We start from the raw sequence: 22,771 nt of genomic DNA, 5'->3' as shown, positions 1-22,771 counted from the left end.
CTCTGCTCGGATCGAGGCTACCGGCGCGGCGCCGGTCGAGCCCGGATTCGTGCCGGATAACCTCGGACCGGACCGCCCGCGCCCCGTCGCCACGTCCCGATTTGGGAACGACCTGCGGATTCCCCTACACTGAACCAGTTGCCTGCGGGAGCTATGCCCGCAATCCGGCAGTGAACCCCCAGTGGTTGGTTCTGCGTTTCTTGCTCAGACCAAGGAAAACCGCTGGCAGGCGCGCGTCCGGAGGGTGACTGACCATGCCCGTCGGGTCGGCAATCCGGCGTGCTAATTCGTCCAGGTCAAGGAGGACGCTGAAGTGATTCAGCAGGAGTCGCGACTGCGCGTCGCCGACAACACGGGTGCGAAGGAGATTCTTTGCATCCGCGTTCTCGGTGGTTCGTCGCGTCGCTATGCCGGTATCGGCGACATCATCGTCGCTACCGTGAAGGACGCCATCCCCGGCGGCAACGTCAAGCGGGGTGACGTCGTCAAAGCCGTCGTCGTGCGCACCACCAAAGAACGTCGGCGTGCCGATGGCTCTTACATCAAGTTCGACGAGAACGCGGCCGTGCTCATCAAGCCGGACAACGACCCGCGCGGTACTCGCATCTTCGGCCCGGTCGGCCGCGAGCTGCGCGAGAAGAAGTTCATGAAGATCGTCTCGCTGGCGCCGGAGGTGCTCTGACCATGAAGGTGCACAAGGGCGACACCGTGCTCGTCATCTCGGGCAAGGACAAGGGTGCCAAGGGCAAGGTCATCCAGGCCTACCCGAAGGAGAACCGGGTTCTCGTCGAGGGCGTGAACCGGATCAAGAAGCACGTCGCGAACTCCGCCAACCAGCGCGGCGCCTCCTCGGGCGGCATCGTGACCCAGGAAGCCCCGATCCACGTGTCCAACGTGATGGTCGTCGACTCCGATGGCAAGCCGGCGCGTATCGGCTACCGGACCGACGAGGAGAGCGGCAAGCGGGTCCGGATCTCCCGTAAGAACGGGAAGGACATCTGACATGACCACGACTGAGAACAAGATCCAGCCGCGCCTGAAGCAGCGCTACCGCGCCGAGATCAAGGACGCGCTGAACAACGAGTTCAACTACGCCAACGTGATGCAGATCCCCGGCGTGGTGAAGGTCGTCGTGAACATGGGTGTCGGCGACGCCGCCCGCGACGCGAAGCTGATCAACGGCGCCGTCAACGACCTGGCCCTGATCACCGGTCAGAAGCCCGAGATCCGCAAGGCGACCAAGTCCATCGCGCAGTTCAAGCTGCGTGAGGGCATGCCGATCGGCGCGAAGGTCACCCTGCGCGGTGACCGGATGTGGGAGTTCCTGGACCGCCTGGTGTCCATCGCGCTGCCTCGTATCCGCGACTTCCGCGGCCTGTCGCCGAAGCAGTTCGACGGCAACGGCAATTACACGTTCGGCCTGAGCGAGCAGTCGATGTTCCACGAGATCGACGTGGACTCGATCGACCGCCCGCGCGGCATGGACATCACCGTGGTGACCACCGCGACCAACAACGAAGAAGGCCGTGCCCTGCTCAAGCACCTCGGCTTCCCGTTCAAGGAGAACTGAGCATATGGCAAAGAAAGCACTGGTCAACAAGGCCAACGCCAAGCCGAAGTTCGCGGTCCGCGGCTACACCCGCTGCCAGCGCTGCGGCCGCCCGCACGCGGTGTACCGCAAGTTCGGTCTGTGCCGCGTGTGCCTCCGCGAAATGGCCCACCGGGGCGAGCTGCCCGGCGTGCACAAGAGCTCCTGGTGAGCTGAACGCTCCCTGGAGCGTCCCCACACTGAAACTGAACGAGGGCACGGACTCCCACGAGTCCGTGCCCTCGTTTGCGTTGACGAGCGGTGATAGTCGATTGGACGAGTTCAACCTCCGAAGTGTGCGTACATTCACTCTTATTAAAGATTATTCGTTAAGCTTTAATAAGGAGGTGTCATGGCCGAGTTTGTCCAGCGGCGGTGGGCGGGCAACCTCGATGGCAGCGGCCTGTCCCGGAGAGATCGTGGGTCCGGCACTTACCAGGTGTACCTGCCCGATCCGCTGGTTGGCCGTCGGATTGTCCTGACCAGCGAAACCGCCGCCGACGTGGTTGACGCAGAGGTGGCGATCACTCGCCTCGCCACCGAGGCGAAAGCCCTCGTCGAGACCGAAGTGTTGTCTCGGTTGCTGCTGCGCGCCGAGGCCATCGCATCGTCACGGATCGAGGGCCTGGTGGTCGGCGCACGTCGACTTCTGCGCGCAGAGGCGGCGCGCCAACTGGAGGGCGAATTATTCGATGTGACAGCCGCCGAGGTCATGGCGAATATCGACGCTATGGCGGTGGCCGCCGATGCGGTCGGTCGTGGTGAGCCGATCACCGAAAATATTTTGCTCGAAGTTCATCGACGATTGCTGGCCGGCACCAGACTCGCGCAGCACGGCGGATGTCTACGCGATGTGCAGAACTGGATCGGTGGCAGCTCCTTCAACCCCTGCGCGGCCGCATTTGTCCCGCCACCGCCGGAATATGTGCCCGAGCTGATGAAGGACCTGGTCCTCTTTTGCAACAGCGACGATCTGCCCGCCGTCGCGCAAGCCGCGATCGCGCACGGCCAGTTCGAAACGATCCATCCATTCATCGACGGCAACGGCCGAACCGGTCGAGCGTTGATCCATCTGATCCTTCGCCGACGCGGCGTAGCCGAGCGCGTTATCGCGCCCGTGTCGCTGATCCTCGCCACGTGGAGCGATAGTTACATCGATGGTCTGACTCGCTTCCGATATGTCGGTGCGCCCAATTCCGAGCAGGCCACCGATGACCTGAACATCTGGGTAGCGCGTTTCGCCGCCGCTTGCACCCGTGCAGCCGAGGACGCGACCGCTTTCGAAGTGCGAGCTGCCGAATTGCAGCAATCGTGGCGGCGTCGAGTGGCGCCGGTGCGGGCAAACTCCGCGCTGGACCTGCTGCTCGGCAAGCTTGTCGGCGCCCCGATTCTCACGGTCGCCACCGCGGCAACCTTGATCGGGCGCAGTTTCCCCGCCACGAATGCCGCCGTCGAGCGTTTGCACGCGGCCGGAATCTTGCGGCAGCTCACCGTCGGCCGTCGCAACAGGGCGTTCGAGTCGCCCGAGGCGATCGCCGCGTCCACCGCGTTGGAACGGCGTCTCGCCAGTCCGGATGGGGATACACAGACTTCGGATCCCACACGCCCGGTGCCGTCGAAGAAGAGGTAGCCCGGCGGTTCGTCCTAGGACCGCTCGACCGGACTCGTGCCTGCAACCTAGCCGGTGCTGCGCTCACCACGGGCCGATCGAATCGATTGGCTTGGGTAGGCTGCGGTCATGACGATCCGGGCATCGGACCATTTGCCGCACGAGATGACCGAGGATCAGTACCTCCAGCTGCCCGAGGGTGTCGCGCGCGAGATCGAGGTCGTGCACGGACATGTGATCGTCTGTGAATCGCCAGTGCCTGAACATAATCGCGTGGCACGCCGCTTGGCCGGCTCGATGGAGGAATTGCCGAGCACTGAACCGTGCATCCGAGTCGAGACCGATATAGATGTCGTGCTCTGGCGAATACCGAAGTTCACCTTTCGGAGACCGGATGTGACGGTGTATCGCTGCTTGCCCGAGCGTGGAGCGAAGCCGGAGGCCGGTGACGCGCTGATCGTCGTGGAGGTATCTTCGCCGTCCACTGCCGCCGAAGACTTCCTGGACAAAAAGGCTCAGTACGCCCGCGCAGGTATTCCGCTCTACCTGGTTGTCGTTCTCGACACCGAATTCGACATCGAAGAGGTGCGGGAATTCCGGCTCGACGCCCACGCCGCCGAATATCGCCTGCACCGCGACGGATTCGTCCGTTTGGAGCATGTGGTGCTCGGCGATATCAGCTTCGCCGACTTGGTCCGCTAACCACCGGACCGTGCAGGAGGAGTACCTCCACGACACGGAGTTTGCGGATGATGCTGCCCGCCGCGCTTTCGCGTGCGGGGCATGACTCGATTGTCGGCTGTGGTCGATATCCGACTGCAGCTCCTACTCGGGTGCGTACAACTCGGGCTCGAAGAGTGCTCTTGCTCCGGCGCGCGTGAAAAGCTTTCGCTGGAGTGAACGCAGGATCGTAATTGCTTCGGCGTCTCGCATCGGGCTGACCAGTTGGAACTCGACTCCAGCGCCGAACAGGTCGCTGCCGAACGCCAGTTCGCTCAGAAACAAGACTCTGGCTGTCTCGACCTCGGTCAATGTCGCATGGTCGGCGACCGCGCGACGGAGCCTATCGACTTCTTCCTTGAACCTGTCGCGGTCGGGAAAGCCAAGCGGCCCGCACCGGAATCGGCGCGTTCGTCGACACCCCGGTCCAGCTGGCCAGTGCTGAGTCCACGAAGTCGTGCTCCCTGGGGGTCAGCGTCGACATATTGAACTCCAACGTTGCCTCTCTTCTTGTGTCGCCATATCACCGATTTCCGCCAGGCTTTCCCGGCGGTGTACCGCCGGTGCCGCCGGGAACGTTCGAAGGTCCGAGTGATGGATTGTCACTCTGCCCGGTTATCCGGATGCACTCGCCTCGCGGGTCATCCGGTCGATACACGGTGCCGTGGTCATCAGTACTAGGGTCGACGATGACTATGAACCCGTCGTAGCTCATCATGACCGGATCACCTTTGTAGTCTGGCGACCCGTAGTCCCGCTGCGGCGAAAGCGCCCGCGAGGGTGCGACTTCGTCTCCTGGGACTACCGGACAGCGCCACTTGTGGCCATGCTCATCTCGGCTGCCGTGTGGTTCGCCTTCGCGCGGGCGAGGTGGGAGGCGGTGGCTTTCACGGTCGGGGTATGGGCGCTGAGCGCGATAATGGTGTACCTCACCAGGAGCTTCTGAGGGCGCGCTTCCGCTGGCAGATCGGGTTTACGCCTAGAGGCGCCACGTGATTACCCGGTACTTGCAGGTGTACGCGCGAGGCGCAGCTCGTCGACCCGACCAACATGAATTACAACAATGTCGACGAGACGTCCCTTGTCGCGCCTCGGCGCCCAGCATCACAAGCCGTCCGAGTCGTCGCGGAAGCACAACGGCCTTCGTTGGCCCTAGAGCAGAGGGAGCCGCTTGCGCCGCCATTTTACGAAACGGCGGTGTGTACGGCCCTGTTTGATCAGGCAGGTAGGTGTCGCTGGCATCGTGCCCGAAGGTGAGACGAATCCCGTTGCCTTGTGGCTTGGCCGGTGCGGAACTCAAAACTCGAGATCCGACCAAGGGATATGGATCGGGAACGGGAAGTCGATGGCTATGGCCTCGGAATCTTTCGGTGACCACTTGCCGGTAAGTAGGTAGTTGGCCGGGTGCAGTGGGTGCACGCCGGGCGGGAGTTTGCCGTGGGTGGTCTCCAGTGCGAAGGCGTAGACCATCGCGATGGCGCTCTTCTCGCGCTCCAGCGTCACCTCCCAGTACCAGGGGATGCCCGCTTTGGCGTAACGCGCCTTTTTTTCCTCCATGTCGGTCTGCGTGTTCGACGGAGACAGTACTTCGCCCACGAGAAGAACATCCTTGGCGCGGATGTCTTGGTAGGGGGTGTCCAGGCAACGATAGGCAAGGAAGTCGGGGGTGACGAAGTCGGACTTTCCGGTTTCGCCGAAGAACACATTGGTTTCGAAGTCGACGCGCCAGCAGCTTTCTGGCTGTTCCGACATGCCCTTGCGTGCGCATTGCTTGAGTGCGCTTGTCAGCGCGAACGTGAACGCTTGATGTTCTGCAGGCCCCCGCCGTAGCCAGACAACCCGCCCGTTCCACAGTTCGATCTGCCCGGCGATCTCCTCGGGTAGCTGCTCGAGCTCCTCCCAGCTCATGAACTCGGGGAGGTCCGGCCGATCGGTTCGCGGACTCGACATGGTGTCATGGTAGTCCCGAGCAGCGACACCCTCCGGCTTGCCGGCGCGCCCGTGTGGCGGGTAGATCAGGGTTGGTTTTCGGGTAGTGCGTCGTTGCCCAAAGCCTCGCGGAGGAACGTCATCGCGGCAGCGGCCTCTGGGGCCTCGGTGTAGGGGCGTGATGCGGTTTCTACCTGGTGCCGCGCGTCCGATTGCGCACGCTGGATCGTCTCCAGTAGCGCTCGCGCGAGCTGGGCTTCGCCGAGCCGGAGCGCCTGTGGCGTGAGCCGCAGGCCAGTGACTTTGCCGTGCGCGTCGACCGAAACGCTCAGCTCGCCGTTACGAGAGCCGGCGCGAACCGCGATCCGCGCGAGAGCCTGCTGCAAGTCGTAATTCTTGCGCCGCCATTCCGCTGCGGCACGGCGTTGCTCTTCATTCCATTGGTCCAAATAATCCACGACGACTCCTGAAGGTCGGATTGACAGGGGCCTCAGGTGATCCTGACCTATTCCTGGTAATATCCCACTTGATAGTCGCATGAGTTATCCATCGCGAAGTCGCCGGCGAATGGGTAGTCGCGCACTAGTAGCTCAGACTGCTTGTCGAGCGCCTCGAGGTGCCACATGTTGCTTCTCCGAATTTATTCGATGTCGGGCCGTATCGGCTATTCAGTCGCTGTGGAGGCCTATGAAATACAAGTGGGATTCTTCGATCTGGATCGGCTCATCTGTGAACTTCGCCAACGTGGTCAGGTTCAGAGGATGAATCGGATTCTCTGCAGATTCGATCGGATATTCACTCTCGTCGAAGTCCAGAATCTCCTTCAGGGTCGGTCCATCCATTCCGTTCAATACATATTCTCGTATGAATTCTTGCGATTCCCCTGAGTATTCCTCTAGATGCCACATTATTACGATCTTGTCAGTCGATTGTAAAGCCCACCTCGTAATCGAACGAATCATCCACCGTGAACGGCTCGGTGATATAGTGGGCAAGTTCTCCGAGCTTCGACACGGGAACATCGTGCTGAGCAGCTTCCACCGGGTACTCGCTGTCGTCGAGATTCAACATTCTCTTCAGCATCGGTCCGTCCATCCCTCGAAGAATGTATTCCTGAACCATCAGGCCAGAATTCTTGTCGAATGCCCCTAAATGCCACATCTATTTTCCCTCGGGTTTTCGTGTCCGGTCAGGTGGCTTTGTCTGCTCGCCTGTCTTGGGGTCATATTCTCCTAGATGCTTTCCATTTTTACTGTACTTCTCGACGGCGCCATGCTGATAATCCCATTCATAGATGTTTCCATCATCGTCTACCCACCGTTTCCGTCGGCCCATACTCTTCGCCCACTTGGCTTTGGGAAACGCCGGTAGATCCTTGGGTGCGGGCTGATAGTGCCAGTTGTTTCCACCTGCGTTCGTGCTGGCATTGAACTGGCTGGGGTTGGCTTCGAGGAGGGGTTGCAGGTCGGTGGCCACGCCAATGGCTGCCGCGCCCGCGGCAACGGTGACGCCTGCCGCGACTGCGGCGGCGGCGTCGAACGCGATGAGTACGGTGACGATGGCGGCGCCGGCCGAGCTGCCTGCAGCAGCAGTCGTCCCTACGGCGCCTGTTCCCGCGGTGAAGATTCCGACCAGAACGCCTGCGATCAGGCCGATGCCGAGCGCCCCGGCGAGGATGGCGAGGATCTTGTGGTGCGCGTCCTCGATCTGCTGTGCCCAATCGTCACATGCGCTGCCGAGACTTTCGTATTGCGTCGCGACTTTCTCGACGCTCGTGAAAACCGCGTCCATCTGGGCAAGGGCCTGTGGCAGCTCGTCCGAGGCAATTTCCTCGAGGTTCAACCACGCCTGTCCGGTTCCGTCGCTGGCAATGCGTAACCCTTTAGCCGCGTCTCTCCACGTTTTCCCGAGCCTCCTCAGCTTGTCGGGGTCTCCGTTCGGCCAAGTGTGCCCTTGCAGCCAGCTGCTGATCAGGCTCCAGCCGAATGGCGGGTCGGTGTCACCGCCGAATGCGCCCTTGAATGCCGACGCGCTCGTGGTCGCAAGGACCGCGGGTGCGGGTTCCGGCGTTTCTGGAGGTGTCTTGTTGAGTCTCTCGGTATTGACGTGATTGACGGCAGTGAAGGCGAGGAGGTCGTGCAGCTTGCCGAACGCGTTGACAATATTTGTTCCAGCGGCCACGGCGTCGGAGGCGGCCGGGTCGTAACTGGTCGTCCAGGTGCGGCCCGCGCTGTCGCTGCCCGCGCAGCCCCAGTCCTTGTCGAGGGCCGCGGCGAGGGTCTTGATGACACCATCGGCGCTGTTTCGGGCGGTTTCGTACAGTGCTGCGGCGCCGTACAGGATGCCCGGGTCCATGGTGATGGGCGCCATCAGGGCCACATTCGCTGGTTGTGAGCTATGTTGGCCAGGTACCGATCGCGCGCGGCTCGGGCGGCGGATTCGAGGCCCTCGAGCGCCGACTTCATGTCGTTCACCTCGCGGTGCCAGGTGTCATGTTTTGTCCGGTGTGCCTCGGCGGCGCTGCCTTCCCACTCGATATGCAGCGCGGCGACTTCACGCTCGACGTCGGCGATGCGTTGCTCGATCCGCTGGCCGATTTGTCGAGCTTTCTCGACGAGGGCCAGAATCCGCTCGGTATCGGCAACGTAGGCGGGCATCAGAGATTGTCCAGGTTGAACTGAACATACGTAATGTCGCTCGCACTGCTCTCGTCGGTTTTCGTGTACCGGTCAGCGGCCTGATGTACCAACGCCGCGTCCTCGCTCAGGGCGGTAGCGATCTTTCGAGCGGAATCCACCCACTCGGTCCACGATGCGGCATGTGTATCGGCCGCCTCACCGATCCAGTCGGAGGACATGAGAGCGTCGGCTTCCTTGCGCAGCGCCTCGATGTCGTCCCAGAACTCATTCACCCTTGCCGTCATACGGTCGGCTGCGGCGTGCATCTGTGCGGGATCGCCGTGCACCGTGCGACGTTATCACGAACGCACACAAGTGATCTGCTGTTGTGCGACGGATCGGGAACGGGTGCTGCGCATGAGGCGAGGGCGCGCCGACCAGGCCGGATTTGGCGGCTAGCTGGGCGTTGCCTACACTAGAGCGGTTGCCTGGGCACCTCCATGTCCGCATGCGTACGGTGTGCCCGGGCGATCGAACCTCATCCGGTCGGCAAATGTCGGCCGGACCATCCGAATTGTTGTAGGCCCACCGCCGCGCATGCCGACGTGCATGTCGGTGTTGCATGGGAACCGCAGCAAGAAAGGTGTCTAGGTCGAACCATGACCATGACTGATCCGATCGCAGACTTCCTGACCCGTCTGCGCAACGCCAACTCGGCGTACCACGATCAGGTGAAGGCTCCGCACTCGAAGCTCAAGGCGAACATCGCCGAGATCCTCAAGCGTGAGGGCTACATCGCCGACTACCGGACCGAGGAGGCGACCGTGGGCCAGACCCTCGTCGTCGACCTCAAGTACGGCCCGAGCCGCGAGCGCAGCCTCGCCGGTGTGCGCCGTGTCTCCAAGCCCGGTCTGCGTGTGTACGCCAAATCCACAAACCTGCCCAAGGTGCTCGGCGGCCTCGGCGTGGCGATCATCTCCACGTCTTCCGGCCTGCTGACCGACAAGCAGGCGGCCAAGCAGCGCGTGGGCGGCGAAGTCCTCGCTTACGTCTGGTAAGGGAGGTCAGGACAAATGTCGCGTATTGGTAAGAAGCCCATCGCAATTCCGGCTGGCGTCGACGTCAGCGTCGACGGACAGGATGTGGCGGTGAAGGGGCCCAAGGGCACCCTCTCGCTGACCATCGCCGAGCCGATCACCGTCGCCAAGGGCGAGGACGGCCAGCTCGAGATCGCTCGTCCGGACGACGAGCGCCGCAGCCGCTCGCTGCACGGCCTCACCCGCACCCTCGTGTCGAACATGATCGTCGGTGTGACTCAGGGCTATGAGAAGAAGATGGAAATCTTCGGCGTCGGTTACCGTGTGGCGCTCAAGGGCCAGAACCTCGAGTTCGCCCTCGGCTACAGCCACCCGGTGCCGATCGAGGCGCCCGAGGGCATCACGTTCGCCGTGGAATCGCCCACCAAGTTCTCCGTGTCCGGAATCGACAAGCAGAAGGTCGGCCAGATTTCGGCGGTCATCCACGGTCTGCGCAAGCCCGACCCGTACAAGGGCAAGGGCATCCGCTACGCAGGCGAGGTCGTTCGCCGCAAGGTCGGAAAGACGGGTAAGTGATCATGGCGCAAACCGAAAACCAGAAGATCAAGCGCATCCCGCGTGGCAAAGATGTCTCGACCACGCGCCGCCTGTCGAAGGTGCGCCGTCATTTCCGCCTGCGCAAGAAGGTCGCAGGCACCACCGAGCGTCCGCGCCTGGTGGTCAACCGCTCCTCGCGTCACCTGCACGCGCAGCTGGTCGACGACTCGATCGGCAAGACCATTGCCGCCGCCTCGACCATCGAGGCCGACGTGCGTGCGCTCGACGGCGACAAGTCGGCCAAGGGCAAGAAGGTCGGCCAGCTGCTGGCCGAACGGGCCAAGGCCGCTGGTGTCGAGGCCGTTGTGTTCGACCGTGGTGGTCACGACTACCACGGCCGGATCGCCGCCCTGGCCGATGCCGCTCGCGAAGGTGGGTTGAAGTTCTGATGACCACACTGCTCAAGACTCGAATGAACGGAAGGAACGTCTGATGCCGGGACGTCAGAGGCGTGACGGCGGAAACGGACCCGCCGGACAGAATGGCAGCGCCCCCGAGGGCGGCCGCGGCGATCGTCGCGGTGGTGGCGGCGACCGTCGTGGTGGCGGCGACCGCCGCGACAACGCCGCCGAGAAGAACCAGCTCGAGCGGGTCGTCGCGATCAACCGTGTCTCCAAGGTCGTGAAGGGTGGTCGTCGCTTCAGCTTCACCGCCCTCGTGATCGTCGGTGATGGCAACGGTCTGGTCGGCGTCGGCTACGGCAAGGCCAAGGAAGTTCCCGCGGCCATCCAGAAGGGTGTCGAGGAGGCTCGCAAGGGCTTCTTCCGCGTTCCGATGATCGGCAGCACCATCACCCATCCGGTGCAGGGCGAGGCGGCGGCCGGTGTGGTCATGCTGCGCCCGGCCTCCCCGGGTACCGGTGTGATCGCCGGTGGTGCGGCGCGTGCCGTGCTGGAATGCGCCGGCATTCATGACATTCTGGCGAAGTCGCTCGGCAGTGACAACGCCATCAACGTTGTGCACGCGACCGTTGCCGCGCTCAAGATGCTGCAGCGTCCGGAAGAGGTCGCGGCTCGCCGTGGCCTGCCGCTCGAGGACGTTGCCCCTGCGGGCATGCTGCGTGCGCGCGCTCAGGCAGCGGGAGGTGCCAGGTAATGGCAGATCTCAAAGTGACCCAGATCAAGAGCACGATCGGCGCCAAGAAGAACCAGCGTGAGAGCCTGCGCACGCTCGGTCTGCGCAAGATCCGGCAGACCGTGGTTCGTGAGGACACCCCTCAGAACCGGGGCCTGATCAACGTCGTGCGCCACCTCGTGACCGTTGAAGAAGTCGGGCAGGAAGGTTCACGATGACCATCAAGTTGCATCACCTGCGTCCGGCTCCCGGCGCCAAGACCGAGAAGACCCGGGTGGGTCGCGGTGAGGGCTCCAAGGGCAAGACCGCGGGCCGTGGTACCAAGGGCACCAAGGCGCGCAAGAACGTCCCGGCCGCCTTCGAGGGTGGGCAGATGCCGATCCACATGCGGCTGCCCAAGCTCAAGGGCTTCACGAACCGGTTCCGCACGGAATACCAGGTCGTGAACGTCGGCGCGATCGCCAAGCTGTTCCCCGAGGGCGGCGAGGTCGGCAAGGCCGAGCTGGTCGCCGCCGGTGCGGTTCGCAAGAACCAGCTGGTCAAGGTCCTCGGCGACGGTGAGATCGGCGTCGCGGTACAAGTGACCGTGGACAAGGTCACCGGCTCCGCGAAGGAGAAGATCACCGCGGCCGGTGGCACCGTCACCGAGCTGGGCTGACGGTACTCTGCAAGCAGTGGCATCGGACGAGTGAAGGCTCGTCCGATGCCACTGTTAGAGTTCAATTGTTGTCTGCCAAAGCCTCGTCGTGGTTTTTCGGCGTCCCTCCCGAGCGGAATCAGGGAACTGGACATCGCTGAAATATCCATGTCATGACCATGTCGTTCGCCAGGAGGATCAGTGCTTTCCGCCTTCGTATCGGCCTTCCGGACTCCGGACTTACGGCGGAAGATTCTCTTCACGCTGGGGTTGATCGCGTTGTACCGCGCCGGTGCTTCGCTGCCGTCCCCCGGCGTCGACTACAAGGCGGTCCAGGAGTGCATCGACCTGGTCTCCGGCGGTGAGTCCGCCGGTATCTACCAGCTGATCAACCTGTTCTCCGGTGGTGCGCTGCTGCAGCTGTCGGTTTTCGCGATCGGCATCATGCCCTACATCACCGCGAGCATCATCATCCAGCTGCTCACCGTCGTCATCCCGCGGTTCGAGGAATTGCGCAAGGAAGGCCAATCCGGCCAGACCAAGATGACGCAGTACACCCGATATCTATCGGTGGCATTGGCGATTCTGCAGGCGACCGGTCTTGTCGCGCTCGCGGCCCGCGGCCAGCTACTGCAGGGCTGCCAGAAGGACATCCTCGCCAATACCAGCGTCTTCGGCATGATCGTCATCGTTCTCGTGATGACGGCGGGCGCGTCGCTGGTCATGTGGTTCGGCGAGCAGATCACCGAGCGCGGTATCGGCAACGGTATGTCGCTGCTGATCTTCGCCGGTATCGCCGCGCGCATCCCGACCGAGGGCAAGTCGATCCTGGACAGCCGTGGTGGTCTGGTGTTCGGCCTGGTGTGTGTCGCTGCCATGGCGATCATCACCGCCGTGATCTTCGTCGAGCAGGGCCAGCGCCGGATTCCGGTCCAATACGCCAAGCGCGTGGTGGGGCGGAAGATGTATGGCGGCTCCTCGACCTATCTGCCACTGAAGGTGAACCAGGCGGGCGTCATCCCGGTCATCTTCGCGTCGTCGCTGCTGTACCTGCCCAACCTGGTGGCGCAGCTGACGTCGTCGCAGAACAACCCGGACCCGAGCTGGTGGCAGAACATCATCCAGAAATACCTGGTGAATCCGGGGAACCCGGTCTACATCGCGATCTACTTCAGTCTGATCGTGTTCTTCACCTACTTCTACGTCGCGATCACCTTCAATCCGGAGGAACGCGCCGACGAGATGAAGAAGTTCGGCGGCTTCATCCCGGGGTACCGACCCGGTAGGCCGACCGCCGACTATCTCAACTTCGTCCTGAGCCGCATCACCCTCCCCGGCTCCATCTACCTCGGTCTGGTCGCCGTGCTGCCGAACCTGTTCCTCGACATCGGTTCCTCCGGTGGCCCCCAGAACCTTCCGTTCGGCGGTACCGCGGTGCTGATCATGGTGAGCGTCGGTTTGGACACTGTGAAGCAGATCGAGAGCCAGCTGATGAATCGAAATTACGAAGGGTTCCTCAAGTGAGAGTTGTACTGCTCGGTCCGCCGGGTGCCGGCAAGGGCACCCAGGCCGTCCTGCTGTCGGAGAAGCTGGGCGTCCCGCACATCTCGACCGGGGACCTGTTCCGCGCGAATATCAGCCAGCAGACCCCGCTGGGGCGCGAAGCGCAGAAGTACATGGACGCGGGCAATCTCGTGCCGAGCGATGTGACCAACCGCATGGTCGAGGCGCGGGTCAATGAGCCCGACGCCGTCAACGGTTTCGTGCTGGACGGCTACCCGCGCACGGTCGACCAGGCCGACGCGCTGGAGAAGATCCTCAAGGACATGGACACCACGCTCGACGCGGTGCTGTGTTTCGTCGTGCCGGAAGACACGGTGGTGGGGCGGATGCTCGCCCGTGGCCGTGCCGATGACAACGAGAGCGTGATCCGCAACCGGCTCCGGGTATACCGCGACGAGACCGAGCCGCTGCTGGAGCACTACGACGGGCTGGTCGTCACGGTGGACGGTGTCGGCGAGGTCGACGAGGTCAACGCGCGGGCGCTGCGCGCCCTGGGCCACTGATGCCGCTCGGGCTGGAGCGCTGAGGCCGGGATGGTCTTCCACCGCAAGAAGAAGGTAGTGCCGTTTCGCACGGCAGGTGAACTGGACGCCATGGCGGCGGCGGGCGCGATCGTCGGCCGTGCCTTGGTCGCCGTGCGCGCGGCCGCCAAGCCCGGGGCATCCACCCTGGAGCTGGACGAGGTCGCCGAACAGGTGATCCGAGATGCGGGCGCGGTGCCGTCGTTCAAGGGCTACCACGGATTCCCCGCATCGATTTGCGCGTCGGTGAACGACCGTGTGGTGCACGGGATTCCGGGTGCCGAGGAGATCCTCACCGAGGGTGATCTGGTCTCCATCGACTGCGGCGCGATTCTCGACGGCTGGCACGGTGATTCGGCCTGGACCTTCGGCGTCGGCACGATCATCGAGGCCGACCGGCTGCTCAGCGAGGCGACCAAGCTGTCGATGGAGGCCGGTATCGAGGCAATGCTGCCCGATAACCGGCTCACCGACGTCTCGCACGCCATCGAGCTGGGCACCCGCGCCGCCGAGAAGGAGCACGGACGTGCCTACGGCATCGTCGACGGCTACGGCGGTCACGCCATCGGCCGGGAGATGCACCTCGACCCGTTCCTCGCCAACGAAGGCGAGCCGGGCAAGGGGCCGAGACTCGTAGTGGGATCGGTTCTCGCGATCGAGCCGATGCTCACCCTCGGCACCACCCAGACCAAGGTGCTCGACGACGACTGGACCGTGGTCACGCTCGACGGCAGTCGTGCGGCACATTGGGAGCACACCGTCGCCGTCACCGAGGACGGCCCCAGGATCCTCACGCTTCGCCCGGAGTAGGCGCTACCGGCGGACTGGCATCAATTCGAGGTGGCATGGCCGAGGCAAATTACCGTCAGCGAGGCACGGAAGCATCTGTTTCCGTTGGTAAAGCGGGTAAATGAGGATCATGACACCGTCGAGATCGTGTCGAAGTCGGGGCAGGGAAATGCTGTCCTCATGTCCAAGGAGGACTACGACTCCCTTATCGCCACGCTGGAGTTGCTGAGTGACGACGGGCCAAGGCTGCTGAAGTCGATCGCACAGGCCCGCGCCGGGCGCGTTCACGAGCATGAGCTGCTCGAGTGAGGGTCGTCTTCACGGAGCTTGTGTGGGAGGAGTACGCGTCCTTTCTACAGCGTGACCGCACTGTCCTGAAGCGTGCGAACGCGGTGATCGCCGACATTGTGCGCGATCCATTCGACGGCATCGGAAAACCCGAGCCGTTGAAGCACCAGCTGGCCGGTTTCCGGTCGAGGCGGCTCACTCAGGAACATCGAATCGTCTACCAGGTCGCCGGCGAGGACATCGTCATCGTCCGGGGCGGCGGCAACTACGGCAAGTCCTAGGCCCGAATTAGCAACTGGTTCACGATGCTATCGCCGGCACCACAGTTGAGCCGGGCCGCAACCTTCGGCGTCGAATCAGTATGCCGGTCGCATGGGGGCACATCCGTCCAGCGGTTCCGATTGTCAATCGTCGAGGTCGGCCCGGCCTGCGCGGATCACCTGGGTTCGCAGTGGCATGTCGAACTCACCCTCGACCGTTTCCGGCCTGCTGCGCAGATAGTCCGTGATACGGCCGAGCACGTCGGTTCGTTGTTGGGCCGAAACTACCAGCGTGTACGAATACGTCCCGATGGTCGCGGCGAGCGATTCGGCAGTCCGCCGATGGGCATGCGGGAACTCGGCGTGCTCGAAATCCTGGAATAACGCGTGCGCGGGCAGCTCGTCGTCACCCGATTTCGGCAGTGGGGACGACGTATCCGATCGGGCGACGCGCGCTAGCCCGGCGACCCAGTCGACCCGCATGTCGTCGGTATTCCAGAGCGCTGCGAACACCCCGCCGTCGCACAGTACCCGCGCCAACTCGGGGAAGGCGCGCTGCTGGTCGAACCAGTGGAACGCCTGCCCGGCCACGATCGCGTCAACCGAGCTGTTCGGCAGCGGAATAGACTCCGCCGCACCGTCGTACGTGGTTACCTCGGGTAGCCGCCGGACCAGCTCGGCGCGCATTTCGGCATCGGGTTCGACCGCGATCACGGTAGCGCCGGCTGCGAGCAGTCCCTCGGTGAGCTTGCCGGTACCTGCGCCGAGGTCGAGAACGACCGGAGCCTGCTTGTGCGCAATAGGTTTCAGTGCCCACTGGATGGCGGCCGCTGGGTAGTCCGGCCGGTGCTCGGCGTAGGCGGCGGCGTGCGCGCCGAAGGAGTTCGCCCGCTCGGCACGCAAGGAAGTTGCCGCGACGTCATGCTCGATCGAATTCCCCATGCGTCAACCCTACGGGCGGGGCGCGGCGGCCGCCCCTACGATGCGCCGGGTAGTCGTCGGATGCCCGCGCAGACTTCGGCCGCCAGATCGTCATAGCCGACGGCAAGCTCGCCGAGGCGCTGCCAGGCCTCCCGGAGGTCCCATTCGGAGGCTCTGGCGAGCGCCGCGTAGGCGTGCGCGGTGAACTTGGCCAGGCGGTCGATCACAGCGCCGATGGTCTCGGTGTGCACGTGTGCCGCGCCGTGTGCGGGTGGCACCTGCACAGTGATCCAGCGGTCGATATCGCGAATCAGCCTCGTGCGCAACGCGTCGATCTCGTCGGCGTCCGCATCGGTCATGGCGAGCCTGCGCTCGTGCAGTGTCGTCAGCTCATGCGCACAGCGCAGCATCGGGTTGCCCTCCGACAGCTCGCCTCTGCACGCTTGCAGTACTTGATGTTTTGCGGGCAGGGACGCCATCGTTATCGTTTCCCTGCTCTCATGCACGAGCGGACGGTGTCGACGATGGACGAGCCGAAAGGGCGGAAACCGTTCCGCGGAGGCACGATCCATCGCCGGTACCTGACGTGGGCATCGACGGGGGAGGGCAGTGCGATCTCGCCGCCGCTGGGCACGATCGACACGTTGAGACGGAACAGTTCGGCGAACAGCCGGACGTCGTCGGATAGATCAGGCCGGATCAGGAAGGTCCATCGTCCGGACCGCACGTGGGAAATGATCGGGCCCCATTCGATTCGGCGGTGGGCGAGTTCGTCGCGGACCTGCTGCCCGAGCGCGGCGGGCATCGTGATCGCACCGACGAAGCCGGCCCGGACGACGATTCGGCCGATCTCGGGGTGGACTCCGGCGGGCAGATCGCAGGTGTGTCGGTAGTAGGCGCATCGTGCGGTCGGTGTATCCGCTAACGCCATTTGGTCCATGGGGCCTCGGCTAGCTTCGTCTGTTTTCTCGGGCCGTCCCGTCGGTGCTGCGGCGTCGGTACTGTGATCCGGCGCACCATCTGGGCGCTGTCTCAGTAGAGCACTCGATGGAAGGGGATAAACATTCCGTTCAATTTGTTCTCGAGAATTCCTCTGCGCTTCGATGGCCGACAAGTGCGGTGACCAGGGACATTCGACGCAAATTTCCTGTATTCAGCTAGTCTCGCTAACTGCTGGTCAAATGACCTGCGCGCGGGAGAAGTCGGGGCCGCGGGGCATTCTGTCCATCGCCGTTCGCTATCGCAGCACAAATCTGCCGCGATCCTGCGGCCCGGCTCAGGGCGTCGTTCGGAAGAACAGCGCCCGGTCGCCGTGCTCGGCCAGTGGCGTGGTGACGCTGATCTGCCGCAGGCCGCTGTCGGGCAGGTAGGTGAGGTTCGAGAACATCTTCGTGTTGCCGAAGGCGGCACGGAGCTTGGTCTCGGTCGCCCGGTCGGCGTTGTAGTCGGCGAGGGTCTTGAAGTCCAGTGGCGCGAGCGGCTTGTCGAGCGGTGCCTGCCCGGCCGGACGGCCGAGCGCGGCATACTGGGTGGCCGCGCCGTGCTCGTACCAGCACAGCTCGTAGGCCACGTTCTCGGTGACCGTGATCGCCGCCACCGGCCAGTCCTGGGAAAGGCGCAGTGCCAGTGGATGTTTCGCCACCGGCGTGAGCTCCCAGTTCAGGCTCATGACCGTCACCCAGCCGCCGTAAGGCTGATCGATCAGCACGATGTCGTCGCCGAGGGCGCTCGCGGTGTTCACCTGGGGATCGGCGATCTTCCAGTTGTCCCCGTGCGCACCGAGGTAACTGTCACGGTCGAGAGGGTAGGCGTCGTCGATCGCGTAGGCCGCGATGATCGCGGCGCGCACTTGGGCGACGGTATCGCGTTCCGGGCAGTACACGCTCAGCGCCCCGAAGGTGGCGCCGATCTGCACCGGCATCGAAGGCGGGTCCGGCTCCGAACCCGGCGTGAGCGGTCGCAGGCCGACCAGGGCCAACTTCCAGTTGATCTCCTCGACGGTCGACAGGTCGCCGGAGGACTTGAACATGACCTGCTGCTGGGTCAGCCGCCCGGCCTGTTCGAGCGTGCGGCAGCCCAGCTCGAGCAGAGCGCGATGCGATTTGGGCGTGAGATCCAGATCTTGAATCCCGCACGCGCGCAATCGGATCGACATGCTCGTGGAGGTCAGGACCGAATACCGTTCGCGATACATGGCGATGGCTTGTTTGCGCGAGCGACCGACCATCAGCGTCCGCAGCAGGGTGCTCAGGCTGGCGAGGTACTTGCCGGAGAGGTCCGGATTCGCGGCGGCGAGTGCGGCGCGTATGCGGGCCGCCTCCTCGGTCGCCGCCACCGCGGCGGCCTGGTCGAGTCTGCCCAGCCAGACGCCGCACTTGGACAGCCCGTCGGCGCAGGGACCGGCGACTTCCGGATGTGCCCTGGCCACATGCCGGTACACGTCGCATGCGCGGCGAATCGTCGTCGTCGCGAGTTCCCTGCGACCGCTGTGCCGCGCTGCCTGCTCGAAGGATCGGAGCGCATCATTCAGCTCGCCCGCGAGGCGTGCCGTCAGAACCTGGCCCCTGGAGAGCAGGCGCAGGCGGATCGCCACCGCTTCCTCGGCGGGCGCAAGCGCCTCCCTGGTCCGATCCCGGGCCGACCCGTTGGTCTTGGTGGCGATCAGGCCCTTGGCGAGTTCGCCGAGGGAGGTGGCGAGCCGCAGATCGGATTCGACCGAACGGTCAAGGGCCGCATACCGATCGTCGCCGATCCGGCGCTCCAGCGCGTCCAGATCCATCGCGATCCTCGTTTCCAGCATGATCCTCCGCCAACGCGCGGCGGCCCGCGCAACGCTTCTTTTCTGAGCGAGTCTGTCACGGTTGCCGCCCGCGCGCACCTGCATCCGTCGAGGCTCGGTAGGCCCGAGCGCTGGGCTGTGGGGGTCATGGTGGAGCCGAGCGCGAGCGCGTTGGAGTCATGAGCGCGTCGGCGCAGGCCACCCAGGGGCTGTCCGGGCCTTGGGCAAGGCATGATCGAGAGTCGTGCGAGCCCTCTTGCAGCGCGTGACCTCGGCGCAGGTGACCGTCGACGACCAAGTGGTCGGTCGCATCGACCCGGCGGATCACGGTGTTCCACACGGTCTGCTCGTTCTGGTCGGCGTGACGCACTCCGACACCGCGGCGAACGCGAAGGCGTTGGCCGACAAGGTGTGGCGGCTGCGAATTCTGGAGGGCGAGCGCTCGGCCGCGGATCTACGCGCTCCGATCCTGGTGGTCAGTCAGTTCACCCTATACGCGGCCACCGCCAAAGGCCGGCGCCCCTCATGGTCCGCAGCTGCTCCCGGCGCCACCGCGGAACCCCTCGTCGATGTCTTCGCGCAGGCGCTGCGTGAAATGGGCGCCACGGTCGCCACCGGTCGGTTCGGCGCGCATATGCGGATCGAGCTGGTGAACGACGGTCCGGTCACCCTGCTGCTGGAGATTTGAGCGAATCGGCGGTGCTTCGCGCCAGTGGCTGTCGACTCGTTCATGCTCGCGCCGCCTATGCTGTTCGGGCCATCGTCATCTCGGCGGCGGCCGGAGGCCCCGGGTATCCCGGTATCCGGAGTATCGCAATGATCTGGCCGGGTGCCGTCGAACCCCCGGCTTCTTCGCGTCGCGCCGAGGTTGAACCTGTAGGGGTCCGCACATTCCCTCTGTTGGGAAATATCCTGGCCAGGCTATGTAAACTTGGCCACTGGTTCGGTGGATGAGGAGGGCGTCGTGGTCGGGGGCCAGCGGCTGGTGAAGAGGTCGGAAGAGGGCGCGAAAATCCTCTCTCATACTGTTTTGGTTCCAGTAAATGCATCACACGCGCGGTCAGGATCTGAGTAGTGAGCGATCAAGACAAGGAAAACCCAGGCCCGGAGGACAAAGCCGAGGCGCCGGATGTGGGCTTCAGCCTCGCCCCGGATGATTCGGCGGAGCCCGCTGAGCCGGAGGCCGTCGAGGACGCTGCCGACGAAGACGTAGCCTCCGAGCCGCAGGACGAGGCGCAGGTGCTGGCGCGCCGCGCCGCCGACGGGCTCGCCGAGGTAGGACCGCCCGGATGGCAGCAGTTGGACGCGGTGTTCGCGCTGACCGTCGCGTCCGAGGTGGCGCAGGTCGTCTACGCCGATGGCGAACGGTCGGTGCGGGTGGAGCCGCCGGCAGCGGTGCTGGAGCTGGTGCGGCAGCAGCGTGCGCTGGTAGCCGAGCAGGACGGTGAACCGTGGTGGCGGCTGTTGCTGCGGCTGAGTGCGGACGGCGAGTTCGAGGTCGATTACGACTTCGGTGACGAGCCGTTCCCGGACGGTCAGCTGTTCGAGCCGGAGGCCTACCGGGCGGACCTGGACGAGTATCCGCGCGACGACCTGCCGGTGTGGCTGGCAGCCTATGTCGGCCACAACAACCGGCAGTCGCGAACCCCGCAGGACGCCGCCGAGGACGCGCGCACCGATCGGGCTGCGCGGGTGTGGCCGGTGTTGGCGGAGAACGAATTTCCGGACTTCCCGGAGATGTGGGCGCGGTGGGCGGTGATCTCCGCGTCGTTCGTCGCGGCCGGATCCGATTGGGGCCCTCGTGTGATGCCGTCGATGGGCTGGTTCGAAAGCTCTCGCCGCGGCGGGTCCACGCTGTACTCGCTACCCGGCGGGCGAGCAGTGCTGTCCGGTGGCGTATGGGAGTCGCCGAACCTGAACGCCACCTACAACGATGGCGCCGATATGCCGAACTTCTATGCCGGAGCGCCGGATTGGGTGGCCAACCCGGTGCTCAACCCGCGCGCTGCCACCGGGTTGATGTCGTTCTGCTACTGGTGGGACGCGGGCCGCTGGTATCGCGGCGAATCGCCAGCCGCGGAGCACTGCGCCACCGCGGTACCCGGTGTGTGGACCGCCGACACGGTCGCGGGGATTGTCGCAGGCCTGGTTGCGCAGCAGCCCACCGCAGCGCAGCGCGCCGCCGCCGCGGCGCTGGTATCAGCCGCGGAAGTCGGTGTGGTCACCAGGGATACGGTGATCAACGTCTTCGGTGACGACGGTCGCTACGACATCGACGGCGCCATGTACCAGTTGTCGCTGGCCGGTGTGGTCATGTCGCTGCCGGAGCGAATGCCGGAGGAAGAGGCCATCTTCCGGGTCCGCAGCTACATCGAGGGGCGTCAACTGGACACCACCGGCTATCCGCTGGAACAGTTGGTCGCCGATCGGTTCAGCTGTGGCTGGATGGTGTACGTGCCGGTGCCTCGTGGCGAGATCGCGATCGGCCGGGCCATCTTCTACATCGCCGACGACGGCGTCCTGGAGCACTCGTCCTCGTCGGTCGCCCCGACCACCTTCGTCGAAGGCTTCGAGCAGCGCTACCAGGAACGGCAAGGTTCCCGCGCCTGACCTGGTCCCGAGCTGTCTGGGTGTGGCATTCAGCGAGTGACCATATGCCGCATTCAGACAGTGCTCGGCGGGGAAGAATGCGCCGTTGAACCCTGGTGAGGGTTTGATCGTTCCCTCATGTGGGAAATCCGATGGGCTGGTTCGTGTAAAAATAGTTCAAATAGCGAAGCCTGACAGATCGAGGTGGGTGCCATGGCCGATACGTTCGCCTTCAAAAGCGGGCACGCGGGGAAGATCCAGAAGGAGATGGTGGATCTCGCCGATGAGGTCAATGTGGTCAGTGCCGAGATGGAGGCGGTGTTCCAGGAGTACTGGGGATGCTGGGGCACCGGCGAGACCGGCCGCACCATCGCTGACGGCGAGAACAATGATGGTCTGATCGCGGGCTATAAAAGCCAGGTCGAGGTCTTCAAGTCCTACGAGGATTTCGCGAACGGTCCCGAGGGGTTCGGGCCGGCTTTCGGGGAAGCCAAGAAGAAGCTCATTGCGATGGAAGAGCACAATAGGCAAATACTCGAGTACAACAAGGATATACGCGCATTCAACGAGCAAGTGCGTGATCAGTCGCAGAGCAGAGAAGCGCTCGACCGCGCTAGGCAAGCGCTCGAGCGCAGGGGAGAAGTACTCGAGCGCGCGGGCAAGCTACGGAAGTGAGCGAGCCAGGCGTGGGCAATGAGGAGATGTCGGCGGCGCGGTTGACGGATCTGGTCGATTCCGTACAAGCCGGAATGAAGTCGATCGAGAATATGCAGCGGCAGTGGATGCTGCTCACCGCGACGGGATCGGCGGCGAACAAGCGTGTCACGGTGTCGATCAACGCCGAAGGCACGGTCATCGAAACCCATTTTGCCGACGATATCGGCGACTTGAGCTATGCGGAGATCGCGAAAGCCGTCACCGAAGCCGCGCAGAATGCCACCACCGAAATGCAGCGCAAAACCGCGGGATTGACGGCTTCGCTGCAGGAGCAGAGCTCTCGGGTTCCGAAGCTTTCCGAGCTCGCGCCTGGTGCTCTCGATATCCTCGATTTGGTGCCTGCGGCGCCGCGGGTTTCTCTCGCGCCGCTCGGCTCGCCGGAACGGCTCGCGGCTGAATCCGAGGCTATGGAATTCACTGGTACGGAACAGCTCGACCGTGATGCGTCGCAGTCCGGGGTGACTGACTCGTCTTGGTGATGATGGTGCGCCGGTTGGGGGTGTGTGGTGGCGTTTAATGTCGAGGGCCCGGCATT

Annotated in this window: 33 protein-coding genes; 21 read left to right on the top strand and 12 right to left on the bottom strand. The window is 64.1% G+C overall.

What is annotated here, in order from left to right:
* Positions 1-313: 313 nt before the first annotated feature.
* From rplN to AB0H00_RS23105, 6 genes are all read left to right on the top strand, one after another.
* Complete coding sequence (rplN, locus tag AB0H00_RS23130; protein WP_357269585.1) at positions 314-682, top strand: 50S ribosomal protein L14; 369 nt, start codon at positions 314-316, stop codon at positions 680-682.
* A 2-nt stretch (positions 683-684) separates the two neighbouring features.
* Positions 685-1,002: a 50S ribosomal protein L24 gene (gene rplX, locus AB0H00_RS23125; protein ID WP_040864865.1), complete on the top strand. Its 318-nt coding sequence runs from the start codon at positions 685-687 to the stop codon at positions 1,000-1,002.
* A gap of 1 nt (position 1,003) precedes the next feature.
* A complete protein-coding gene (rplE, locus tag AB0H00_RS23120; RefSeq protein ID WP_357269583.1) occupies positions 1,004-1,570 on the top strand; it encodes a 50S ribosomal protein L5 in 567 nt (188 codons plus the stop codon).
* A gap of 4 nt (positions 1,571-1,574) precedes the next feature.
* On the top strand, positions 1,575-1,760 hold the full coding sequence (locus AB0H00_RS23115; RefSeq protein WP_153338789.1) for a type Z 30S ribosomal protein S14: 186 nt from the start codon (positions 1,575-1,577) through the stop codon (positions 1,758-1,760).
* A gap of 180 nt (positions 1,761-1,940) precedes the next feature.
* Entirely contained in the window at positions 1,941-3,218 is a 1,278-nt protein-coding gene (locus AB0H00_RS23110; RefSeq protein WP_357269580.1) for a Fic family protein, read from the top strand.
* 108 nt (positions 3,219-3,326) lie between these two features.
* Complete coding sequence (locus tag AB0H00_RS23105; protein WP_357269577.1) at positions 3,327-3,899, top strand: Uma2 family endonuclease; 573 nt, start codon at positions 3,327-3,329, stop codon at positions 3,897-3,899.
* A 123-nt stretch (positions 3,900-4,022) separates the two neighbouring features.
* On the opposite strand, the gene AB0H00_RS23100 is transcribed toward AB0H00_RS23105, so the two are convergent.
* The 8 genes from AB0H00_RS23100 to AB0H00_RS23065 form a co-directional block, all read right to left on the bottom strand.
* On the bottom strand, positions 4,023-4,229 hold the full coding sequence (locus AB0H00_RS23100; protein WP_357269574.1) for a hypothetical protein: 207 nt from the start codon (positions 4,227-4,229) through the stop codon (positions 4,023-4,025).
* Positions 4,230-5,213: 984 nt separating this feature from the next.
* On the bottom strand, positions 5,214-5,867 hold the full coding sequence (locus AB0H00_RS23095; protein ID WP_357269571.1) for a Uma2 family endonuclease: 654 nt from the start codon (positions 5,865-5,867) through the stop codon (positions 5,214-5,216).
* 65 nt (positions 5,868-5,932) lie between these two features.
* Positions 5,933-6,304 carry a YbaB/EbfC family nucleoid-associated protein gene (locus AB0H00_RS23090; protein ID WP_357269568.1) on the bottom strand — a complete coding sequence of 124 codons (372 nt, stop codon included), beginning with the start codon at positions 6,302-6,304 and terminating at the stop codon, positions 5,933-5,935.
* A 210-nt stretch (positions 6,305-6,514) separates the two neighbouring features.
* On the bottom strand, positions 6,515-6,688 hold the full coding sequence (locus AB0H00_RS23085) for a hypothetical protein (protein WP_357269566.1): 174 nt from the start codon (positions 6,686-6,688) through the stop codon (positions 6,515-6,517).
* A gap of 79 nt (positions 6,689-6,767) precedes the next feature.
* Positions 6,768-6,968 carry a hypothetical protein gene (locus AB0H00_RS23080; protein ID WP_357269563.1) on the bottom strand — a complete coding sequence of 67 codons (201 nt, stop codon included), beginning with the start codon at positions 6,966-6,968 and terminating at the stop codon, positions 6,768-6,770.
* A 39-nt stretch (positions 6,969-7,007) separates the two neighbouring features.
* Positions 7,008-8,216, bottom strand: a complete 1,209-nt coding sequence (locus AB0H00_RS23075; protein ID WP_357269560.1) for a colicin E3/pyocin S6 family cytotoxin — start codon at positions 8,214-8,216, stop codon at positions 7,008-7,010.
* Positions 8,216-8,503 (bottom strand): WXG100 family type VII secretion target, encoded by a 288-nt coding sequence (locus AB0H00_RS23070; protein WP_357269557.1) that lies wholly within the window; start codon positions 8,501-8,503, stop codon positions 8,216-8,218. Before AB0H00_RS23070 ends, AB0H00_RS23075 begins: the two co-directional genes overlap by 1 nt.
* On the bottom strand, positions 8,503-8,811 hold the full coding sequence (locus AB0H00_RS23065) for a WXG100 family type VII secretion target (RefSeq protein ID WP_357269554.1): 309 nt from the start codon (positions 8,809-8,811) through the stop codon (positions 8,503-8,505). The genes AB0H00_RS23070 and AB0H00_RS23065 overlap by 1 nt, the downstream gene beginning before the upstream one ends.
* A 312-nt stretch (positions 8,812-9,123) precedes the next feature.
* On the opposite strand from AB0H00_RS23065, the gene rpsH reads away from it, so the two are divergent.
* The 11 genes from rpsH (at position 9,124) to AB0H00_RS23010 (ending at position 15,251) form a co-directional block, all read left to right on the top strand.
* Complete coding sequence (gene rpsH, locus AB0H00_RS23060; protein ID WP_357269550.1) at positions 9,124-9,522, top strand: 30S ribosomal protein S8; 399 nt, start codon at positions 9,124-9,126, stop codon at positions 9,520-9,522.
* Between the two features lie 15 nt (positions 9,523-9,537).
* The gene (gene rplF, locus AB0H00_RS23055) at positions 9,538-10,077 is read left to right on the top strand and encodes a 50S ribosomal protein L6 (protein WP_357269546.1); all 540 of its coding nucleotides are present in this window, start codon (positions 9,538-9,540) and stop codon (positions 10,075-10,077) included.
* Positions 10,078-10,079: 2 nt separating this feature from the next.
* On the top strand, positions 10,080-10,487 hold the full coding sequence (gene rplR / locus AB0H00_RS23050; RefSeq protein ID WP_357269542.1) for a 50S ribosomal protein L18: 408 nt from the start codon (positions 10,080-10,082) through the stop codon (positions 10,485-10,487).
* 43 nt (positions 10,488-10,530) lie between these two features.
* Positions 10,531-11,193 (top strand): 30S ribosomal protein S5, encoded by a 663-nt coding sequence (gene rpsE / locus AB0H00_RS23045; protein WP_357269539.1) that lies wholly within the window; start codon positions 10,531-10,533, stop codon positions 11,191-11,193.
* Positions 11,193-11,390 (top strand): 50S ribosomal protein L30, encoded by a 198-nt coding sequence (gene rpmD / locus AB0H00_RS23040; RefSeq protein WP_327112596.1) that lies wholly within the window; start codon positions 11,193-11,195, stop codon positions 11,388-11,390. The genes rpsE and rpmD overlap by 1 nt, the downstream gene beginning before the upstream one ends.
* A complete protein-coding gene (gene rplO / locus AB0H00_RS23035) occupies positions 11,387-11,830 on the top strand; it encodes a 50S ribosomal protein L15 (protein WP_327112598.1) in 444 nt (147 codons plus the stop codon). The genes rpmD and rplO overlap by 4 nt, the downstream gene beginning before the upstream one ends.
* A 180-nt stretch (positions 11,831-12,010) precedes the next feature.
* Positions 12,011-13,333 carry a preprotein translocase subunit SecY gene (gene secY, locus AB0H00_RS23030; protein WP_357269535.1) on the top strand — a complete coding sequence of 441 codons (1,323 nt, stop codon included), beginning with the start codon at positions 12,011-12,013 and terminating at the stop codon, positions 13,331-13,333.
* The gene (locus AB0H00_RS23025) at positions 13,330-13,875 is read left to right on the top strand and encodes an adenylate kinase (protein WP_357269532.1); all 546 of its coding nucleotides are present in this window, start codon (positions 13,330-13,332) and stop codon (positions 13,873-13,875) included. Before secY ends, AB0H00_RS23025 begins: the two co-directional genes overlap by 4 nt.
* Before the next feature lie 30 nt (positions 13,876-13,905).
* The gene (map, locus tag AB0H00_RS23020) at positions 13,906-14,703 is read left to right on the top strand and encodes a type I methionyl aminopeptidase (protein ID WP_357269529.1); all 798 of its coding nucleotides are present in this window, start codon (positions 13,906-13,908) and stop codon (positions 14,701-14,703) included.
* 30 nt (positions 14,704-14,733) lie between these two features.
* Positions 14,734-14,991: a type II toxin-antitoxin system prevent-host-death family antitoxin gene (locus AB0H00_RS23015; RefSeq protein WP_357269526.1), complete on the top strand. Its 258-nt coding sequence runs from the start codon at positions 14,734-14,736 to the stop codon at positions 14,989-14,991.
* The gene (locus AB0H00_RS23010; protein WP_357269523.1) at positions 14,988-15,251 is read left to right on the top strand and encodes a Txe/YoeB family addiction module toxin; all 264 of its coding nucleotides are present in this window, start codon (positions 14,988-14,990) and stop codon (positions 15,249-15,251) included. The genes AB0H00_RS23015 and AB0H00_RS23010 overlap by 4 nt, the downstream gene beginning before the upstream one ends.
* 123 nt (positions 15,252-15,374) lie before the next feature.
* Here AB0H00_RS23010 and AB0H00_RS23005 read toward each other — a convergent pair whose 3' ends face one another.
* The 4 genes from AB0H00_RS23005 to AB0H00_RS22990 form a co-directional block, all read right to left on the bottom strand.
* The gene (locus tag AB0H00_RS23005; RefSeq protein WP_357269520.1) at positions 15,375-16,172 is read right to left on the bottom strand and encodes a class I SAM-dependent methyltransferase; all 798 of its coding nucleotides are present in this window, start codon (positions 16,170-16,172) and stop codon (positions 15,375-15,377) included.
* 35 nt (positions 16,173-16,207) lie between these two features.
* Entirely contained in the window at positions 16,208-16,630 is a 423-nt protein-coding gene (locus tag AB0H00_RS23000; RefSeq protein WP_357269517.1) for a DUF4254 domain-containing protein, read from the bottom strand.
* Positions 16,631-16,632: 2 nt separating this feature from the next.
* Entirely contained in the window at positions 16,633-17,082 is a 450-nt protein-coding gene (locus tag AB0H00_RS22995; RefSeq protein ID WP_357269514.1) for a DNA-directed RNA polymerase subunit beta, read from the bottom strand.
* Positions 17,083-17,427: 345 nt separating this feature from the next.
* Positions 17,428-18,951 (bottom strand): hypothetical protein, encoded by a 1,524-nt coding sequence (locus AB0H00_RS22990; RefSeq protein WP_357269511.1) that lies wholly within the window; start codon positions 18,949-18,951, stop codon positions 17,428-17,430.
* Between the two features lie 223 nt (positions 18,952-19,174).
* On the opposite strand from AB0H00_RS22990, the gene dtd reads away from it, so the two are divergent.
* The 4 genes from dtd to AB0H00_RS22970 all read left to right on the top strand — a co-directional run bounded on the left by dtd (position 19,175) and on the right by AB0H00_RS22970 (position 22,715).
* The gene (dtd, locus tag AB0H00_RS22985) at positions 19,175-19,618 is read left to right on the top strand and encodes a D-aminoacyl-tRNA deacylase (protein ID WP_357269508.1); all 444 of its coding nucleotides are present in this window, start codon (positions 19,175-19,177) and stop codon (positions 19,616-19,618) included.
* 386 nt (positions 19,619-20,004) lie between these two features.
* Positions 20,005-21,540, top strand: a complete 1,536-nt coding sequence (locus tag AB0H00_RS22980) for a hypothetical protein (RefSeq protein ID WP_357269505.1) — start codon at positions 20,005-20,007, stop codon at positions 21,538-21,540.
* A gap of 192 nt (positions 21,541-21,732) precedes the next feature.
* Positions 21,733-22,194, top strand: coding sequence for a hypothetical protein (locus tag AB0H00_RS22975; protein ID WP_357269502.1), 462 nt, complete (start codon positions 21,733-21,735; stop codon positions 22,192-22,194).
* A gap of 26 nt (positions 22,195-22,220) precedes the next feature.
* Positions 22,221-22,715: a YbaB/EbfC family nucleoid-associated protein gene (locus AB0H00_RS22970; protein ID WP_357269499.1), complete on the top strand. Its 495-nt coding sequence runs from the start codon at positions 22,221-22,223 to the stop codon at positions 22,713-22,715.
* The last annotated feature ends 56 nt before the right edge of the window (positions 22,716-22,771 follow it).

Source organism: Nocardia sp. NPDC023852 (genome assembly GCF_040639505.1).
GTDB lineage: Bacteria > Actinomycetota > Actinomycetes > Mycobacteriales > Mycobacteriaceae > Nocardia.
Note: the sequence above shows the minus strand (reverse complement) of the source record. Positions and strands in the feature narration are given on the sequence as shown.

Excerpts from the sequence above, each read along its gene's own strand:
- rplR (WP_357269542.1), top strand. The coding sequence starts at position 10,080 with ATGGCGCAAACCGAAAACCAGAAGATCAAGCGCATCCCGCGTGGCAAA.
- rplF (WP_357269546.1), top strand. The coding sequence starts at position 9,538 with ATGTCGCGTATTGGTAAGAAGCCCATCGCAATTCCGGCTGGCGTCGAC.
- AB0H00_RS23070 (WP_357269557.1), bottom strand. The coding sequence starts at position 8,503 with ATGCCCGCCTACGTTGCCGATACCGAGCGGATTCTGGCCCTCGTCGAG.
- AB0H00_RS23105 (WP_357269577.1), top strand. The coding sequence starts at position 3,327 with ATGACGATCCGGGCATCGGACCATTTGCCGCACGAGATGACCGAGGAT.
- rplE (WP_357269583.1), top strand. The coding sequence starts at position 1,004 with ATGACCACGACTGAGAACAAGATCCAGCCGCGCCTGAAGCAGCGCTAC.
- AB0H00_RS22975 (WP_357269502.1), top strand. The coding sequence starts at position 21,733 with ATGGCCGATACGTTCGCCTTCAAAAGCGGGCACGCGGGGAAGATCCAG.
- AB0H00_RS23115 (WP_153338789.1), top strand. The coding sequence starts at position 1,575 with ATGGCAAAGAAAGCACTGGTCAACAAGGCCAACGCCAAGCCGAAGTTC.
- AB0H00_RS22970 (WP_357269499.1), top strand. The coding sequence starts at position 22,221 with ATGTCGGCGGCGCGGTTGACGGATCTGGTCGATTCCGTACAAGCCGGA.
- rplO (WP_327112598.1), top strand. The coding sequence starts at position 11,387 with ATGACCATCAAGTTGCATCACCTGCGTCCGGCTCCCGGCGCCAAGACC.
- AB0H00_RS23110 (WP_357269580.1), top strand. The coding sequence starts at position 1,941 with ATGGCCGAGTTTGTCCAGCGGCGGTGGGCGGGCAACCTCGATGGCAGC.
- rpsH (WP_357269550.1), top strand. The coding sequence starts at position 9,124 with ATGACCATGACTGATCCGATCGCAGACTTCCTGACCCGTCTGCGCAAC.
- map (WP_357269529.1), top strand. The coding sequence starts at position 13,906 with ATGGTCTTCCACCGCAAGAAGAAGGTAGTGCCGTTTCGCACGGCAGGT.
- rplX (WP_040864865.1), top strand. The coding sequence starts at position 685 with ATGAAGGTGCACAAGGGCGACACCGTGCTCGTCATCTCGGGCAAGGAC.
- rpsE (WP_357269539.1), top strand. The coding sequence starts at position 10,531 with ATGCCGGGACGTCAGAGGCGTGACGGCGGAAACGGACCCGCCGGACAG.
- AB0H00_RS22995 (WP_357269514.1), bottom strand. The coding sequence starts at position 17,082 with ATGGCGTTAGCGGATACACCGACCGCACGATGCGCCTACTACCGACAC.
- AB0H00_RS23005 (WP_357269520.1), bottom strand. The coding sequence starts at position 16,172 with ATGGGGAATTCGATCGAGCATGACGTCGCGGCAACTTCCTTGCGTGCC.
- AB0H00_RS22990 (WP_357269511.1), bottom strand. The coding sequence starts at position 18,951 with ATGCTGGAAACGAGGATCGCGATGGATCTGGACGCGCTGGAGCGCCGG.
- rpmD (WP_327112596.1), top strand. The coding sequence starts at position 11,193 with ATGGCAGATCTCAAAGTGACCCAGATCAAGAGCACGATCGGCGCCAAG.
- AB0H00_RS23085 (WP_357269566.1), bottom strand. The coding sequence starts at position 6,688 with ATGGATGGACCGACCCTGAAGGAGATTCTGGACTTCGACGAGAGTGAA.
- AB0H00_RS23095 (WP_357269571.1), bottom strand. The coding sequence starts at position 5,867 with ATGTCGAGTCCGCGAACCGATCGGCCGGACCTCCCCGAGTTCATGAGC.
- AB0H00_RS23080 (WP_357269563.1), bottom strand. The coding sequence starts at position 6,968 with ATGGTTCAGGAATACATTCTTCGAGGGATGGACGGACCGATGCTGAAG.
- AB0H00_RS23000 (WP_357269517.1), bottom strand. The coding sequence starts at position 16,630 with ATGGCGTCCCTGCCCGCAAAACATCAAGTACTGCAAGCGTGCAGAGGC.
- AB0H00_RS23075 (WP_357269560.1), bottom strand. The coding sequence starts at position 8,216 with ATGGCGCCCATCACCATGGACCCGGGCATCCTGTACGGCGCCGCAGCA.